Origin of the sequence: Polyangium spumosum (assembly GCF_009649845.1) — a bacterium.
GTDB lineage: Bacteria > Myxococcota_A > Polyangia > Polyangiales > Polyangiaceae > Polyangium > Polyangium spumosum.
Map to the genome: position 1 here is coordinate 535,566 of NZ_WJIE01000002.1, position 16,914 is coordinate 552,479.

Genomic DNA, 16,914 nt, shown 5'->3' on the forward strand with positions numbered 1-16,914 from the left:
GAGCAAAGCGAGGGGGAGGCGGGTCCCGGACGGCCGGGACCCGCGTTCGACCAGGGCGTGCGGGCAGGCCCTGCGCGTGAGGTCACACCTGTTCGGCCGGGACGGCCTCGAAACTCGGACAGGATCGGCGTAAGCGCGGCGATGTATCCTCAGGGACCGTGAGCGCGAACGGCGAGCCCCTGACGATCGGAGCGCATCGGATCACGCTCGAGCCGCCCGACATCGTGCTCGCGTGTTTCGTGGGGGATGTGAGCGAGGCGGAGGTGTCGCGCCTGCTCGATGTATTCGAGCCCTTCGCAGTGGCGTCCGGGCGCGCGTACCTGCTCATCGACGTGGCGGGCGTGGGCCACGTGAGCCCGGAGGCGAGGCGGGCGGCTGCGATACGGCAGTTGCCGCCGGCGTATGCGGGGCTCGTGATCTTCGGGGGCACGTTCCAGCAGCAGCTCGTGGTGAAGCTCGCGACGACGGCGGGCTGGTTCCTGCGAGGGCGGGCGCTCGGCAAGCCGATGCCAATGTGCCTGAAAGACGAACGCGCGGCCCGGGCGTGGGTCGCGGGGCAGCGCGACGCGTATTGAGGGTCGAAGCCGGGATGGATTTCGAGGGCGCCTCGGGTGACGATGGCGGCCCATGAAGACCCGGTGGACGAGCTTCTTCGTGGTGATGGCCCTCCTCGGCGCGGCGTGCGGGGGCGGTGAGGGAGGCGAAGGCGGGAGCGGGGGCGCGGGCAGCGGCGGCGGCACGGGCGGCGGCAGCGGCGGCAGCGGCGGCAACGGCGGCGTCGGCGGAAGGGGCGGCGCGGGCGGCGCCGGCGGAATGGGCGGCGCCGGGGGCGGCAATGGCGGGGGATTCGCGGCGATCGTGTCGAAAGAGGTCTACGACGCGATGTTCCTGCACAGAAACGCGCTTTACGCCTACGAATCACTCGTCGCCGCGGCGGAGACGTTCCCGGCGTTCTGCAACGAGGGCAGCCTCGACGACCGGAGACGCGAGGCGGCCGCGTTCCTCGCGAACATCTCGCACGAGACCACGGGCGGCTGGCCCGCGGCCCCGGACGGCCCGTATGCGTGGGGGCTCTATTTCACGCAGGAGGTCGGCTGCGAGAACGGGGGCTGCACGGGGTATTGCGACGCGACGAACCAAGAGTGGCCTTGCGCGCCGGGGAAGACCTATCACGGGCGCGGGCCCATCCAGCTCTCGTGGAACTACAACTACGGCCAGGCCGGCGACGCCCTCGGGCTGCCGCTCCTGACCGATCCGGATCAGGTGACCTCGGACGGCACGGTGGCCTTCCGGACGGGCGCGTGGTTCTGGATGACGCCGCAATCGCCGAAGCCGTCCTGCCACGACGTGATGACGGGGGCGTGGACGCCGTCGATGCAGGATCAAATGCTCGGCCGCGCGCCAGGGTTCGGGATGACGATCAACATCATCAACGGCGGGCTCGAGTGCAACCAGCCGACGAACACGAAGGTGGAGGACCGCGTCGGGTTTTACCTGCGATACACGCAGATGCTCGGGGTGGACCCCGGCCCGAACCTGTATTGCGACAAGATGGCGTCTTATTGACGAATGCTGAGTCGGGGAGGTGGGATTTGAACCCACGACAACGAGCACCCAAAGCTCGTGCACTACCGGACTGTGCGACTCCCCGGACGCCGCCCGCTCACGGGCACCGCGCGGCGGCACTCTAGACGACGTGGGCGGCCGAAGCAAGAGGGTTCGGGGGGTTCAGGGCGTGGCTCGACCCCTCCGCCCGCAGGCCCGCCTACCGCAGGTTCTCCACGAAGTATTCGACCGTCCGCTGGGTCGCGTAGAGCCTCGCCGCAGGCGCCCGGTAGCCGTGCCGCTCCCCGGGGAACACGAGCAGGTCGAAGCGCTTGTTCGCCGCGACGAGCGCGTCGATGAGCTCCGCCGTGTTCTGGAAATGCACGTTCTCATCCATGAGCGCGTGCATGAGGAAGAGCTTGCCCCGGAGGTTCCCGGCGAGCTTCGTCAGGTCCGCCGCGTCGTAGCTCTTCTCGTCGTCCTTCACGCTGCCGAGATAACGCTCGGTGTATGCGCTGTCGTAGAGGCGCCAATCCGTCACGAGCGAACCCGCGACGCCCACGTGGAACCGATCGGGCGCCTTGAGGAGCGCGAGCGCCGCCATGTAGCCGCCGTAGCTGTGCCCATGAATGCCGACGCGGCTCGCGTCGATGTACGGGCGCTTCGCGATCGCGTCGATCCCGGCGATCTGGTCGGCGAGATCGACGTTGCCCACGTTCTTGTAGAGCGGCGCCTCGAACGCCGGGCCCCGCCCCGCGGTGCCGCGGTTGTCGAGCTGGAACACGGCGAAGCCCCGATCGGCGAGGTGCTGCCACAGGAGGCGCGCGCTCCACATGTTGAGCACCGTCTGCACGCCCGGCCCGCCGTACACCATCACGACGACCGGATGCTTCTTCCCAGGCTCGATCACGCGCGGCGGCAAGAGCGCGCCATAAAGCTTCACGCCGCCCGGGCCGTCCACGCTCACGATCTCGGGCGAGCGAACGCCGAGCGAGGCGAAATCGGGATCCATCGGGAGCGTGAGGTCCGCGAGCACCGGCCCGCCGAGCTCGCGAAGGACGACCTTCGGCGTCCGATCCATCGCGGAATGGATGTCCATGACGAACTTCGCCCCGCGATCGACCGCCGCCCAGTGCACGCCGGGCTCCTCGGTCCAGCGCTTCGGCGCGCCGCCCTCGAGCGGCACCGAATAAAGATGCCTGTCGAGCGGCGTGTCCTTGCCGTCGCCAATAAAAAACACGCGCCCGGCCGCCTCGTCAACGCGGCCGAGGGCATGCACGTCCCAGTCGCCGGAGGTGAGGGGCTTGATCGACGCGCCCGTGGTCGCGTCGCGGAGCTCCAGGTGGATATGACCACCCACGTCGTGCGGCCACACGAAACGCGGCGATTTTTCGAGGAGGTGGTAATCGATGAACTCGATCCACGTGGGCGAGGTCTCCGCGAAGAGCTCCTTGGCCTCGCCGCTCTTCGCGTCCACGCGGACGAGCGCGCGGCGCTTCTGGAGCCGATCGAGCGTCTGCAAATAGAGGGCATTACCATCCGGCGCCCAGCGGAAACGCGCCATGTAGCGCTCGGCCTCGGCAGGCCATTTCAACCAGGTCGTCTTCTTCGTCTTGAGATCGACGATGCCCGCGCGGACCTTGGGGTTCTTCTCGCCAACCTCCGGGTACTTCTGCATCATGAGATCGGGCGCCTCGCCACGATATCCGAGCACCGGATGCTCGGGGACGTCACGCTCGTCGACCTCGAGATACACGATCTTGTCGCAGCCCGGCGACCAGAAGAACCCGTGCGGCTCGTCGAGCTCCTCCTGCCCGAGGAAATCACTCTGCCCGCGCGTCGTGCCCTTGGGCCCGCCCGTCGTGAGCCGCGTCTCTTTGCGCGTCGCGACGTCCACGACCCACAGATCATCCGATCGGACATACGCCACGCGTTCGCCCGTGGCGCAGAGCTGCGGGTCGAGCTCGGGCTCCTGCGTCTCCGTGAGCCGCGAGAGCTTGCCGTCCGCGGCGCGCACGAAGACGTCCCCCGCCGCAGGCACGAGCATCACGGGCGCCTTCTCGGCCCACTGGTAGCCGACGATCCCCATCGCGCGTTGTCGCTGCCGCTCGCGCCGGAGCTCCTCCTCACGCGAGAGCGGCTTGCCGCTGCCCGGCAGATCCGAGGCGCGCAGGAGCACCCTCGACGTGCGTTTGTCGAGGTCGAACGCGAAGAGCGACATCGTCATGTCCCCCGACTCGCTCGCGAGATACGTGACGAGCTTGCCGTCCGGCGAAGGCTTGATCAGCCGCGGGATGTTCCACCCCGGCTCCGGCATCTTGATCATCCGCTCGAACGAGACCGCGCTCTTCTCCGGCCCGAGGATCATGGCGTGCGTCGCGTCGGCGTTCGGCAGAGCCGCCGCTCCGGGCGCGCCCTCGGCCGCGTGGTCCTTCGTCATCTCGCTCAGCAGCGGACGCTTGGGCCACGGCTCGCCGGCCCCACCACAACCCGAGAGCACCCCCGCGAGCGCGAGGACGCCCGCCAAACCCTGTCCCTTGTGCATGCCCTCGGTTAGATCGAGACCGAGCCCGAGTCCACCCCGGCCATCACTCGGGCAACGCGCCGCCCTCGGCCTCGGCCGCAGACGGCGGCGGCGGCGGTACGGACCTGTCGGTCGTGACGATGCGGACGCGACGCACGCGCCTGCCGACGACGTCCGTCACGATGAGGGTGTACCCCTCGCACTCGACACGATCTCCAGGCTCGGCCGGGTGCTCGAGCCGCTCGAGGATGTAGCCACCCACGGTCTCGACGGTCTTCGCCTCGGGCAAAAGGACGATCCCCGCGTCACGCTCGAGGTCGACGAGCAGCACGCGCCCATCGACCTCGACGAGGCCCGGACCGCGGCGGTGGATCGGCGGCACTTCCTCGTCGTTCTCGTCGCGGATCTCGCCGACGATCTCCTCGAGCACGTCCTCGATCGTGACGAGTCCGACGAACTCCCCGGTCGGGCTCGTGACGATCGCCACGGGGATCTGCTTGGCCTGCATCTCCAGGCGCAGCCGCTCGACGGAGGTGGTCTCGCGGGCGAAGATCGGCTTGCGGAGGAGCTCGGCGACACGCGCGGCCTTGCGGCGGCCCGAGAGGACGTCGAAGAGGTCACGGAGGTGCAAGTACCCGAGCACGGTGTGGCCCTGGGCGTCGAGCACCGGATACCGCGAATAACCGGCCTCGGCGACGATCTTCACGGCCTCGTCGATGCTCATCGCGGCCCGGAGCGTCGCGGCCTCGCTGCGCAGCGACATGACGTGACGCGCGGTGCGACGGCGCAGATCGAAGATGCGCACGAGCATGCTGCGCAGCGCAGGATCGAGGCCCGCGGGGCTCCTCGTGAGCAGGATGCGGAGCTCCTCGGAGGTGTGCGCGATCTCCTCCTCGTGCGCGGGCTGGAGGCCGAAGGCCCGCACGAAGGCGTTCGCCGCGGAGTTCAGCACCCAGATGATGGGCCACATCAGCACGAAGAAGACGTGGAGCGGCTGCGCAGCCCAGAGCGTGACCTTCTCGGTGCGCTGGATGGCGAGCGTCTTCGGGGCGAGCTCACCGATGATCGTGTGCAGCGACATGATCAAGGTGAAGGCGACGCCGAGGGCGATCGCGTGCGTGGCCTCGGGGCCGACGCCGAGCCGGATGAGCGCAGGTTCGAGGAGGTGCGCGACCGCAGGCTCGCCGATCCAGCCGAGGCCGAGGCTCGCGAGGGTGATGCCGAGCTGGTTGGCCGAGAGGTAGGCGTCGAGGCGCTGCGACATCGCGAGCGCCCGTTTGGCCCGCGCGTCGCCGCTGCGGACGAGCTGCTCCAGGCGCGAGGGGCGCATCTTGACGATGGCGAACTCGGACGCGACGAAAAACGCGTTGAGCAGGATGAGCAGCGCCGTCGCGAGCAGATAAAAAATCGTCGACATCGTCCGGACCCCGTCCCCCAGGAGCGGGAGAGCGCGCCCAAACGATGGCTCGTTCTCCCTGCGAACGCCGCTCTAGATACGAGACCGCACGAGGATTTCGCGGCGCAGATCCGAGCCCTCACCGAGGCCCTCGACGAGGGCGTCCGCGGGGCACTGCCCCTTCTCGACGAGGCTGCCGAGCCGCGCGAGGTGCACGCGCTCGTCCTTGCCATTGCGCATCCGAGCGCGCCGCGCGAGCCCGCCCTCGGCGATGACGAGGACACGCTCCGCGAGCGCGGCCAGCCGCTCGCCCCGGAACGTCGCCTCGAGCGCCTGCTGGGTGATCGCAGGGCGAAGGGCCTCGAGCTCGGCGAAGGTAAAACTCTCCGTGAGCGCCTCGGCCTCGTCGAGCGCGCGGTCGTCGTAGAGGATGCCCGTCCAGAGCGCAGGCAGCGCGCAGGTGAGCGCCGCCGACTGCGAGTCCGCGCCACGGACCTCGATCGTGCGCTTGAGCCGCACCTCGGGGAAGAGCGTGTTGAGGTGCGTCTGCCAGTCGGTCGAGGTCGCGTGATGACCCCGAAAACCATGCTTCAAGAAGCTACGGAAGGACTGGCCCGTGTTCTCCAGGACGACGTCGCCGCGCTTGATGAGGAACATCGGCGCGTCGAGCGCCCACTCGACGTAGTCGACGAACCGCTTGCCCCGCTCGAGCACGTTCTCGAGCAGCCCCTGCCGCGCAGGATCCACGTCGAGCCACGTGAGCGCGCGACGGCTCTTGCCGCCCCAGAGCGCGCCCTCGACGAAGGGGGAGTTCGCGAACATCGCCGTCACCACGGGCGAGAGCCGCAGCGAGACGCGGAGCGCGCGCATGGCGCCCTCCTCGCTCGAGTAGTCGAAGTTCGCCTGCACCGTGGCCGTGCGGCGCATCATGTCGAGGCCGCCGGTCCCCACGGTCGGCAGGTAGCGGCGCATGATGCCGTACCGAGACTTCGGCACCCACGGCAGCTCGTCCTGCCGCGCGAGCGGATGGAAGCCGATGCCGAGCCAGCTCAGGTTGAGCTCGCCGGAGATGTCGCGCAGCTCCGCGAGATGTCCGCTCATCTCGAGGCAGATCTGGTGGACGTTGTCGAACGCCGCGCCGGAGAGCTCGAGCTGGCCCCCAGGCTCCAGGGTCACGGACGCGCCCGCGCGCTCGAGGGCGATGATCGGCCCGGTCGCGGACTCGCGGTCCATCTTCCAGCCATGACGCTCGACGAGCGCCTCGAGCACCGTGAGGACGCTGCGCGCGCCCTCGTAAGGGAGCGGGTCGCCCGTCGTCGTGTCGACGCCGAACTTCTCGGCCTCCGCGCCGATGCGGTATCGATCCCGCGGCTTCATGGCCGCGTGGAAGGGGATGAGGAGATCGTCGATGCCGCGGATGATCTCCGCCTGATTCGAGAGGCTCGCTTCGGCCATCGTGGGTGGTTCTGTTCGGAGGGGGTCTACGGATCTACACGGCCTGCGGCCACATCGGTGAGCGCTCCGAGCCGGACCCCTTCGGACCGAACGCACGCGCGAGGACAGCCACGTGTTTCGCCGTGGTGCCAGCGCCACCTCCGACGAACCTCGCGCCTCCGTCGACCAGACGTTTACACGCCATGACCCACGCATCCACCGATGTCGTGGTGTCTGGTACGCCATGTTGACACTCGGGGCTCGCCGCGAGCAGCACGCCGACGCGAGGCGCCCCCGCGCGCGTCACGATGTCGAGCGCGACCTTGGCCGCGCCCTCGCTCGGCACGTCGACGAGCACGGCATGCACCCCGGCCTCGACCGCGGCGCGTGCCCCCTCCTCCAGCGAATCACCATCGACGACTCGCTCGCCGTCCGTCGACTCGAGCAAGGCCCACGTCGGGAGCTGCGTGGCGCACGCGCTCACGATGGCCGAGAGCCTCGCCATCCGCGCGAGCTGCGTGCCATGCCGGAAGGCCTCCGGCGAGAAGCCCCGCGCGATGATGAGCTCGCAACCCGACGTCGACAGGCGCGTCGCGTGCATCGCGTACTCTTCGGTGATCCGCTCCGGCAGCGCCGGCGCGATCCAGCGCGCCCCGAGCAGGCCCGCCACCACGACCGACCGCGGCGCGGCGCTCGCCGCCTCGATCGCGAGGTCGACCGCCGTGCCCGTGAGCGCGGCCGAGCGGAACGCCATGCCGATCTGGGCGAGCGCCCGCGGCATCGTCTCGTCCGTGACCGCCACGATCACGTCCGCTCCCGCCGTGATCTCCTGCCGGTAGTGCTCGGAGACGGCGCCGGGGTTCTCGCGCACGGCGCGCCCGAGCGGCGCCGCGCCGGAGGTCTCCACGCCCCTCGCCGCGAAGGACGAGACCGGATCGCCACCCAGGACGAGCGGGCGCCCCGCTTCGAGGCGGGTCAGGAGGGCATCGAGAGAGCTCACGTCATCTCACAGGGTTTCGGGGGCCGAGGAGGAATGTCCAAGATCGGCCGAAATCCGTTCGACAGCAGGACGAACCTTCGTCCCCTTCTACCACTTCACCTGGAAACACGGAACGGGAGACGCGGCAGCCACGTGCATTTCCCGTCCCGGTCGGCCCGCGGGCCGTCATGCGCATGTCACGCGACGCCGCACGCCCGCGCCTCACGCCGCCCGCGGGGAGGCCGCCTGCCCGCTCCCCCGTCCCCCACGCTTGGGGAGGAACTTCCGGTCGAACAGGCGGACGCGACGGACGAAGAGGTCGAGGAGGAAGACCACGATCGCCGCGTACACGAAGCGGGTCCAGAGCTCCTCGTGGTACGTCACCTTCTCGCCGGCGGGATCGAAGATCGCCTGCACGGAGGCAGGATCGACGGTCGCGCCCGTGGCGAGGGCCGCCTTCTCGAGCGTGGAGAGATCGGCCTCGAAGCTCGCGTACTCCTTCGGATACGGGTTCGACACGTGGCCGAAGCTCACGGCGACCTGCTTCATCGCCCCGCCCTCCGCCTCGCGCATGTGCTCGGCCCGGAGCAGGAAGGAGCCGTACTTGTCGAGCGGAAGATCGATCTCGTACCGACCGGGCGCCGTCTGCCGGAAGTCGACGACCTTCGTCTCGCCGCCCGGCTGGATGATGGAGAGCTTCGAGGTCAGGTTGTTCTCGAAGCGCTCGTCGGCGCCGAAGGCGTCCACGGAGGCGCGCAATCGCCCGCCCACGACCTCGGCCTTCATGTCGAGCTCACGCCGGTGCTTCTGCCGCATGTGCTCGTGCACGAGCTGGCCCCAGAAGCGCTCGAACCCCGGCCACCGGAGCCACTCGACCGCCCAGCGTGACTTCACGTCGCTCGTCCACGCGAGCGTCCAGCCGAGCCCCACGCGCCAGCGCGCGAGGATGGGCTCGCCCGTGTCGCTCTGCAGGAGCTCGACCGCGGGCGGCGGCTTCATCTTCGTCGAGACGTAGCCGTGCAGGTTCGGCGCGGTGCGCACGTCGACGCCCCGCAAGAAGGCCGCGTCGCCGACCTGCGTGACGGGGAACCACTCCTCGACCGCGGCGGCGCGCGCGATCATCTCCGTCTCTTTCGTGAAGATGCGCGGCAGGTTGTTCGCGTCGGCGACGGCGTGGTAACGGCCGCCGCCGACGTCGGCGATCATCTTGAGGAGCTGCTCGTCCACGTCGCCGCCGAGGCCGACGGTCGTCACCGTGATCGACTCGGCGATCATGGCCGAGACGAGATCCCGGATGCCCGAGCTCGAGGCCTTGCCGTCCGTCATGAGCACGACGTGCTTCTTGCGAGCCTGCGTGACCGTGAGGTCCTGGTAGGCCGCGTCGAGCGCGGGGAAGATCTCGGTACCGCCGCCCGGCTGGATCCGCGCGATGTCGCCCGCGATCCGCGAGCGGTTGCGCGCGGACTGCATCTTCACGTACCGCGTCGGCGCCGTGTCGAAGGCGATGACCTCGAGCAGATCGTCGGATGAGAGCACCCCCGCCGTCGCCTTCGCCGCGGCCTTCGCCATCTCCAGCGGCAGGCCGGTCATCGAGCCGGAGCGATCCATGACGAGCACCAGCGCGACGCTCGGCATCTCCTTCTTGCGCTCGTTGTCCATGCGGACCGGCAAGATCCGCTCGATCGTCGTGTGGTACCAGCCGCCGAGCCCGTAGCCCGCCTCGCCGCCGGCGAAGAGGAAGCCGCCGCCGAGGTCTCGCACGTACGTCTCGATGAGCTCCTGCGCCTGCAGCGACACCGCGTCCTTCGGCGTATCGCTCAGGATCACGAAGTCGAAGCGCTCGATCTCCTTCACCGAGGCCGGGAAGCCCGCGGGCGGGCGCACGTCGACGTCGAGCTGCTGCGCCGTGAGCGCGCTCGACAGCGGCCCCGCGTGCTGCGGCGTGCCCTCGACGTAGAGCACCGCCGGGCGTCCGGGCACGTCGATCGTGGTCGCGTACTTGTTGTTCTCCTTGAACTTGTCGGCCGGGATCTCGTCGAGCTCGAACGCGTACGTCACCTGGCCCGCGATACGCACGACGCTCTTGAAGACGACGTCGTTCGGCCCGGCCTTCAGATCGAGCTCCTTGATGCCCTCGAGGCCGTTCAGCGCCTCGCCCTGGTAGAGCCGCGCGCGCGCCTTCGTCGGCCGCGTCGCGTAGATGTCGGCGTGGATCGCGAACGTCTCGCCGACCTTCACGCGCTCGGGCATCTTGAGCTCGCGCACGGCCACCTCGGGCGGCGCGGGCCTGCGGTACGGGACCGTGAAGAGCTTGATCCCGAACTCCTTGGCGCGGTTCGACTCGGCGAGGATGTCGCCCTCGGTCTGCACGCCGTCCGTGAGGAGCACGGCGCGCTTGAGGTAGCCCTGCGGATAGAGGCCGTACGCGAGCTGGAGCGCGGCCTGCAGGTTCGACCCCGCGCCGAGCGACTCCGCTTGCGCCTTGTCCGTGCTCTCGTGCCGCGTGATCGGCGGAGGTTTTTCGTTCTCCGCGCCCTCGCCCGGCGGCCCTTCCACGAGGCGTGGCCGCTTCGCGAACGTGACGAGCTTGACGATCCCGTCCTTCGGTTTCTCGGCCCAGGCCCGCTGCACGGCCGCGCGCGCGTCGTCGAGCGCCTCGTCCGTCACGGAGTCCGAGACGTCGACGAGGTAGACGGTGCAGACCTTCTCGGTCGTGGCCGTACGCGCGAGCCGCGAGAGGCCGAGCGCGAGCAGCACGACGAACGTGATCCTGAGGAGCACCGAGAGCACGCGCTGCGGCCACGGCAGATCGGCGAGCGACTGCGAGAGGACACCGACGAACCAGGGCGCGAGCAGGATCGCCCCGAGCATCTTCGGGTTGAGCAGCTCGTAGGTGACCCCGCCGCGCACCCACGTCAGCGTGGGATCGGGGTGGAGCAGGACGAAGCGCCGATAGGCCCAGAAGAGGAGCCCTGCGAGCGCGAGGCAGGTCGTTGCCCAAGCGATGACCCGGAGGCGCTTTTTCAAACCGTCACCCTCCGATGGTACGTGAGCCACTCGATCGCGGTGACGAGGAGCACCGCGGCGAGCAAGTAGATCCAGATCTCGCGACGCACGCCGACCTTGAACTCACCCACGGCGCCGGCCGCCCGCCCTCCGACGACGAGCTCCGTCGCGGGCTTGATCTCGCTCTCGGCAGGATCGACGAGGTTCGCCGCGAAGGTCGTGACCTCGTCCGGACCCGTGGACAGCTTGTAAAAGCCCGCTTGCTGGCCGAGGAAGACCGCGCGGCCGTCCTTCACGGGCACGTCGCGCTTCGCCCCGTCGGGCATCTCGAGCGTCGCGATCTGCGCCGCGGACGAGGCCGGGATCTGCCAGACCGTGCCCGTACGGAACGAGGAGATGTACTGGACGTCCTCCTCGACGAACTCGTTGATCGTGTTGAGCAGGAAGAGCGGCCAGGAGATCCGGAGCGGGAAATCGCTCTCGCGGATGTCGAAGCCCAGCGCGACGAACTTCACGCCCGCGCGGCTGCCGGCGATGAGGATCGGGCCCTTGTAGCTCCGGCCGATCACCTTGTCCTCCTTCTCGCCCTTCAGCGGACGCGCGCGCCCGATGTTGACGTCCGAGAGGACCGTGTAGCGGAGGATCGGGTGCTTCTCGTCGAGCTCGTCGAAGCCGAGCCGATAGTTCGGATCCGTATCTTCGACGGGCTTGCCCACCTCGAACGGCACGTTCTCGCCCGAGGGGTTCAGGTAGAGCAGGCTGCCGCTGCCCGGCGTGACGTTCGGCGTCACGCCGTCGAAGATGGTCACGTCGAAGTTGCCCTTCGCAGGATACTTCGAGGGATCGACGCTCGTGACCTCGAGGTACTCGTCGAGCAGGAGCGCCGCTTCGAGGAACATGTTGCCCGTGGTCACGACCTGCACGCGCGCGCGCCTGCGCTCCGGCAAGAGCGCGAACGCGTGATCGTCGGCGGGCAGATCGTCGCGGCTCCCGTTCGCGTAGGCGATCTTTGCTTCGAGCGTCTTCGACGCACCCGAGAGGTTCGGATAGAAGCGCGGCAGCCGCTCCTTCGGGCCGAGCCGGATCTGCGAGAGGTCCGTGAGCTGCCCGTCGCCGAAGAGCGAGAGCTCGACGTCCACGGCTTCGTCGTTCGTGTTCGTGACCTCGAGCATCACCTCGTAGCGGCTCTTGTCGAGCGGGTAACGCCGCACGGAGAAGCCCGTGATCGCCACGTTCGCCGAGCGTGATCCGATGGGCACGAAGGAGAGGCGCACGTCGCCGAGCTCCACCGGGCCGGCCGCGTCGACGGTGGGTCCGAGCGCGCCGTCCGACACGACGATGATCTCCGGTGAAGAGAGCCCCCGCAGCGTATCGACCCCGAAGCGCAGGCCCCGCGCGAAGTCAGCGCCCGCGTCCGTCGCCTTGATCGAAGCGACGGCCGCCTCGAGGTCGGGGATCTCGCTCGTCATCGTGGAGAGCGGCGTCACGGCCGCGTCCATCTGCGCGACGAGCATGCGATCGCTGCCGGAGAGGCCGCGGACCATCCGCTTGACCTCCTCCTTCGCGGCCTCGATGCGCGAAGGCGCGGCGTCGGTGGCCTTCATGCTCGCGCTCGCGTCGACGAGCACGAGGATGTTCCGGCCCTCGAGGATGTTCGCCGCGGGCCGCGGATCCCCGAGCGCGAGCAGGAGCAGCGCGAGCAGCGCGAGCTGCAGGAGGAGCGAGAGGAGGCGCTTCAACTGCGAGAAGAGGCTCGTCGCCTCCTTGTCGCGCAGGATGCGCTCCCAGAGCTTCTCGAAGGGCACGGCGACGGGCCGCCGGCGGAGCTTCAGGATGTAGAAGACGACGACCACGGCGCCGGCGAGGGCGCCGATCTGCAGCAGGGTCGCGAGCGGGACGCCGACGAAATGCATGGCCTACCGGAGGAAGCCGCCGCGGCGGAAGACGCGGAGGATGAGCTCGTCGAAGGACACGTCGACGTCGGCGCGGAAGTAACTCACCTGGCGCGTGGTGCAGAACCGCTGCGCCTCCTCCAGGTAGCCGTCGTACGCCTGCTGGTATTTCTCGAGCACCTTGGCCGTGACCGTGACCTCGCGCTCCGCGCCCGTCTCGCAGTCGTAGACGCGCACGTCGCCCTTGATGTCGGGCTTCGCGTCGTTCTTGTCGACGAGGTGGATCACGTAGGGCTCGAAGCGGTTGAAGCGCAGCACGTTGATCCCGCGCTCGAAGCCCTCCGGATCGTAGAGATCGGTGAGCAGCACGGCGAGGCCGCGGCGCTTGTGCTGGGCGACGAAGGTCTTCATCGCCGCGCCGAGATCCGTCGCGCCCTCGGCCTTCACGCCGTTGAGGAAGCGGAAGATGCGGAAGATGCGCGCCTTGCCGCGTGTCGTCGGCATCCGCCCGCTGATCTCGTCGGTCGCCGCGACGATCGCGATCCTGTCGAGGTTCGCGAGCCCCACGTACGCGAGCGCCGCGCAGAGCCGCTTCGCCTGCCGGAGCTTCTCGCCCTCGCCGAAGCCCATCGACGAGGACGTGTCGAGGATGAAGTAGATCGCGAGATCCTCTTCCTCCTCGTAGAGCCGGATGAGCAGCCGATCGAACTTCTGGTAGGCGTTCCAGTCGAGGTAACGGATGTCGTCGCCGGGCGCGTAGTCGCGGTGATCGGCGAACTCGATGCCCGAGCCCGTCTTCTTCGTCCGCCGCTCCGCGCGCATCGCGCCCGAGAAGACGCGGCGGCTCACCATCGCGAGGTACTCGAGCTTGCGCTGGAACTCGTCGTCGAAGAGGTCGTCTTCGCCGCTCGCGCCGCCGCGGCGCAAGGACGGCTTGTCGGGCCGGAGCCCCAGGAACTCGAGCACACCCATGGCGACGACGGTCCCTACTCGGCGGTGTCGGGGAGCTGCTTCATGATGGCGAGCAGGACGTCGTCGGTCTTCACGCCCTCGGCCTCGCCCTCGAAATTGAGGAGCACGCGGTGCCGGAGCGCCGGCAGACACACGGCCTTCACGTCGTCGACCGACGCCGCGAACCGCCCCTCGAAGAGCGCGCGGATCTTCGCCGCGAGCAGGAGCGCCTGCGCGCCGCGCGGCGACGAGCCGAACTTGACGAAGCGCTTCACGAGGTCGAGCGACTTGCCCTCCGGGTGCGTCGCCTGGAGCAAGCGCACCGCGTAGTCCTGGACGTGCCGCGCCACGGGCACCTCGCGCACGAGCTTCTGCATGGCGAGCAGCCGCTTCTTGTCGACCACGGGCTTCGCCTCGGGCGCCTCCATGCCCGTCGTGCGATCGAGGATCCCGTGTAGCTCCTCGCGGCCCGGGAACGGCACGTGCAGCTTGAAGAAGAACCGATCGAGCTGCGCCTCGGGCAGCGGATACGTGCCCTCGCTCTCCAGCGGGTTCTGCGTGGCGAGGACGAAGAACGGCTCTTCGAGCGTGTAGCTCGTCTTCGAGACCGTGACGCGGTGCTCCTGCATCGCCTCGAGCAGCGCGCTCTGCGTCTTCGGCGTGGCGCGGTTGATCTCGTCGGCGAGCACGATGTTCGCGAAGATCGGACCTTTGCGGAACGAGAGCGCGCGCTGCCCGCCCGCGCCCTCGTCGATCATCGTCGTCCCGAGGATGTCGGCCGGCATCATGTCGGGCGTGAACTGGATGCGCGAGAACTGCAGCTCCAGCGCCTGCGCCATCGTCCGGACCAGCATCGTCTTGCCGAGCCCCGGCACGCCTTCGAGCAGCGCGTGGGAGCCGGCCAGCATGCACGTGAGCACGCCGTCGACGACCTCGCGGTTGCCGACGATGACCTTCCCCACCTCCTCGCGCAGCCCGCCGATGCTCTTCTGAAAATCGGCGACCTCGGCGCGCGCGAGATCCTTGTTCTTCTCGGCCATCTCTTCCCCTGTCGTTCTACTTGGAAAAACCAATCGTGCCCGCCCGCGCCGCTCACTCCCTCGGTCGAATGAGCTGGAAATAGCGGTGCACGTAGAATCGGTACCCGTCGGGCACCTTTTCCTTGTTGATTTGCTCCTCGGCGACGGTCTTGTACTGCGTGAAGACCTTCTTGTAGCCGCCGCCCCGGAAGCCCTTCTCGGCCGCCGCGAGGATCACCTCGCTGTTCGACGGGCCCTCCCCCGTGTCGAGCCCCTGGGCCTGCACGTCCTGCGTCCCCATCTTGGGATCGGTGCGTTTTCCGGCGACGTTGCCGTCGTGCCCCGAGCCAACGCCCTTGCCGCCCGGATCCGTGCCCTGGCCGCCCTGGCCCTGCTGATCGCCCTGGCCTTGCCCCTGGCCTTCCCCCTGGCCTTCGCCCTGCCCCTGCCCGCCCCCTTGTGACAGGACGAGCATCTTCTTGCCGCCCGGGCCAATCACCCACTGTTTGCCCTGACCACCGGGCTGCTGGCCGCCGTTCTGGCCGTTCTGGCCGTCCTGGCCTTCGCCTTCCTGGCCGTCTTGACCGTCCTGGCCCTCCTGGCCCTGGCCTTGCTGGCCCTGGCCCTGCTGCGGCTGGCCCGAGCCTCCACGCGCGCGTTTGCCGAAGCGCATCATGCGCTTCATGCGCTGCTTGCCCGATTGCCCCTGCTGCCGGAGCATTTCGCGCAGCTCTTCGAGGCGCTGCCGGAGCTCTTCCTTCTCCTTCTCGGACATCTCCTCCTGCTGCATGCGGTTGATGTCCTCGGCCGCTTGTTCGAGATCCTCGGCCGACGCGCCGAGCTCGCGCATCAGATCCTCGGCGGCCTTCGCGAGCGCCCGATCGAGCTTGTCGAGCTGCCGCCCGAGGCGCTCCTGCTTCTCCGCCTCGCGATCGAGCCTCTCGAGCTCGCGCTCCTTCTTCTTGAGGAGCCGCTCCTCCTGCTCGTCCTGCGGACCCGCGTCCTGCTCGTTTTTCTTCTGCTTCTTCTTGAGCAGCTCCTCGCGGGCCTCGGCGCGCTTCTCGTTGATCGCCGCGAGCGCGTCCTTCTGCCGCTCGGAGGCCTTCTTCAGCGCGTCCCGAAGCCGCTCGAGCGACTTCTTGTCGGGCTTCTTCTTGCCGTCACGCAGCCGCTCCGCGAGGTCCTTCAGGTCCTTCTTCGCCTTCTCGAGGTCCTTCTTCTTCAGCGACTCGCCGACGGGCTTCGAGAGCTCGCTCGACTCGAGATCCTTGCCCATCTGCTCGAGCGCCTCTTCGAGCGCCTTCCGATCGGCCTCGGCGCCCTTCAAGAGATCACGCTCGATGGCCTCCATCTTGCGGAAGGCCTCCGTGCGATCGAGGCGCTTGTTCGCGATGTCCTCGACGAGCTGGTTGAACCGCTCGATCGCGGCCTGCACCTCGGGCGTCTGATCCTTCTTCGCGAGCTCCTTCGCGGCCTCGCGGAAGAGCTCGAGGTCGTCGTCCGAGAGCGCGACCGCGTCGATCGTGCGGAGCTGCGGCGGCGCTTCCTTGATGAGCGTGGGGATCTCGAGCAGCGCGACCGCGAAGGCGCCGAGGCCCACGAGCGCCGCCGCGAAGTAGTCCGAAGGAAAACGGATCGGCGCGGCCTTGCTCGGCTTCAGCTCCCGCGTGTTCTCGCACGCGTCGTCGATGGCCACCTCCATGAGCGGCGTACGCTCGGAGGTGGGGAGCGCGTCGAAGGCGAGCGCGTTCGTGAGCCGGTCGAAGAGGCCGTGATGGCGATCGAGCGCGATCGTCCCGGCCCGCGGCGGGAGCCTGCGGAGGAGCCCCACGAGCGCGACGGCGACGACGCCCGCCGCAGCGCCGATCAGGATCTGGCGCGCGCGCTGCTCGGAGAGGTGGTCGGGGAACAACTTGCGGCACGCGAGGGTGCCCGCGACGACGGCAAACGCCAGCGTGAGCGCGTTCGGCAGGTAACGCACGGCCCGCGCGACGCGGAGCCGAAACGAGACGATCGCGGCGGCGCGGCGGATGCGAGAGAGCCCTTGGGTACGGTGATCGCTCACGGTAGAAGTCGCTCCGATCGCCCCGGGAGGACCGATCGCCGGGAGGTGAGGGGCGTCATTGTAGCTGTTGACGTTTCGGGCGCCCGTAAGTTCCTGCGGGGGG

11 protein-coding genes and 1 tRNA gene are annotated in these 16,914 nt (G+C 69.0%); 2 read left to right on the forward strand and 10 right to left on the reverse strand.

All coding sequences use genetic code 11. The features are described from left to right. Positions 1–158 precede the first annotated feature (158 nt). Positions 159–575, forward strand: a complete 417-nt coding sequence (locus GF068_RS08135; protein WP_153818749.1) for a hypothetical protein — start codon at positions 159–161, stop codon at positions 573–575. A 52-nt stretch (positions 576–627) separates the two neighbouring features. Next, positions 628–1,566, forward strand: a complete 939-nt coding sequence (locus GF068_RS08140) for a glycoside hydrolase family 19 protein (RefSeq protein WP_206079418.1) — start codon at positions 628–630, stop codon at positions 1,564–1,566. A gap of 11 nt (positions 1,567–1,577) precedes the next feature. Here GF068_RS08140 and GF068_RS08145 read toward each other — a convergent pair. The 10 genes from GF068_RS08145 to GF068_RS08190 form a co-directional block, all read right to left on the reverse strand. Continuing rightward, positions 1,578–1,651 (reverse strand) — tRNA-Pro (locus GF068_RS08145). 114 nt (positions 1,652–1,765) lie between these two features. After that, positions 1,766–4,090, reverse strand: coding sequence for a S9 family peptidase (locus GF068_RS08150; RefSeq protein ID WP_153818750.1), 2,325 nt, complete (start codon positions 4,088–4,090; stop codon positions 1,766–1,768). A gap of 43 nt (positions 4,091–4,133) precedes the next feature. Then, the gene (locus tag GF068_RS08155; protein ID WP_153818751.1) at positions 4,134–5,486 is read right to left on the reverse strand and encodes a hemolysin family protein; all 1,353 of its coding nucleotides are present in this window, start codon (positions 5,484–5,486) and stop codon (positions 4,134–4,136) included. A 72-nt stretch (positions 5,487–5,558) separates the two neighbouring features. Further along, positions 5,559–6,920: a glutamate--cysteine ligase gene (locus GF068_RS08160; RefSeq protein WP_153818752.1), complete on the reverse strand. Its 1,362-nt coding sequence runs from the start codon at positions 6,918–6,920 to the stop codon at positions 5,559–5,561. Positions 6,921–6,954: 34 nt separating this feature from the next. Further along, entirely contained in the window at positions 6,955–7,899 is a 945-nt protein-coding gene (locus GF068_RS08165) for a homocysteine S-methyltransferase family protein (protein WP_153818753.1), read from the reverse strand. Positions 7,900–8,100: 201 nt separating this feature from the next. Further along, the gene (locus tag GF068_RS08170; RefSeq protein ID WP_153818754.1) at positions 8,101–10,905 is read right to left on the reverse strand and encodes a VWA domain-containing protein; all 2,805 of its coding nucleotides are present in this window, start codon (positions 10,903–10,905) and stop codon (positions 8,101–8,103) included. Beyond that, the gene (locus GF068_RS08175) at positions 10,902–12,797 is read right to left on the reverse strand and encodes a vWA domain-containing protein (protein WP_153818755.1); all 1,896 of its coding nucleotides are present in this window, start codon (positions 12,795–12,797) and stop codon (positions 10,902–10,904) included. Before GF068_RS08175 ends, GF068_RS08170 begins: the two co-directional genes overlap by 4 nt. A 3-nt stretch (positions 12,798–12,800) precedes the next feature. Continuing rightward, the gene (locus GF068_RS08180) at positions 12,801–13,748 is read right to left on the reverse strand and encodes a DUF58 domain-containing protein (RefSeq protein WP_153818756.1); all 948 of its coding nucleotides are present in this window, start codon (positions 13,746–13,748) and stop codon (positions 12,801–12,803) included. A 14-nt stretch (positions 13,749–13,762) separates the two neighbouring features. After that, on the reverse strand, positions 13,763–14,767 hold the full coding sequence (locus tag GF068_RS08185; protein WP_153818757.1) for an AAA family ATPase: 1,005 nt from the start codon (positions 14,765–14,767) through the stop codon (positions 13,763–13,765). 52 nt (positions 14,768–14,819) lie between these two features. Next, complete coding sequence (locus GF068_RS08190) at positions 14,820–16,811, reverse strand: hypothetical protein (RefSeq protein ID WP_206079419.1); 1,992 nt, start codon at positions 16,809–16,811, stop codon at positions 14,820–14,822. Between the last annotated feature and the right edge of the window lie 103 nt (positions 16,812–16,914).